The following is a 255-nucleotide window of genomic DNA, read 5'->3' as shown; positions in this document are numbered from 1 at the left end:
ATATAATAATGCTTTATGAATGTCATTGATTTTGTAACATACTAATGATAAATTAAATAACATTTTTGCTTTATGAATATCTGATGTTGAGAATCTAAGTGCCTTATTATATAACTCAAAGCTTTCTAAAAAATTTCTTTGGTCAAAATTTAGTAAACCAGAAACATAATAATATTGGTGTTTAGTAGTACTAGATAAAGATGCTAGATTATCTTCTTGAATGTAATGTGATATATGATTAAGTAGCTCTTTAGC

General features: G+C 24.3%; 1 protein-coding gene. It reads right to left on the bottom strand.

What is annotated here, in order from left to right; translation table 11 throughout:
• A partial coding sequence (locus tag AOA60_RS33560) for a hypothetical protein (protein WP_218240914.1) occupies positions 1-255 on the bottom strand: 255 nt, incomplete at both ends.

This window comes from Pseudomonas sp. 2822-17 (genome assembly GCF_002742485.1).
In the GTDB taxonomy this organism is placed as follows: domain Bacteria; phylum Pseudomonadota; class Gammaproteobacteria; order Pseudomonadales; family Pseudomonadaceae; genus Aquipseudomonas; species Aquipseudomonas cyclaminis.
The sequence above is the reverse complement of the archived record's forward strand: the minus strand, read 5'-3'. Positions and strand labels throughout refer to the sequence as shown.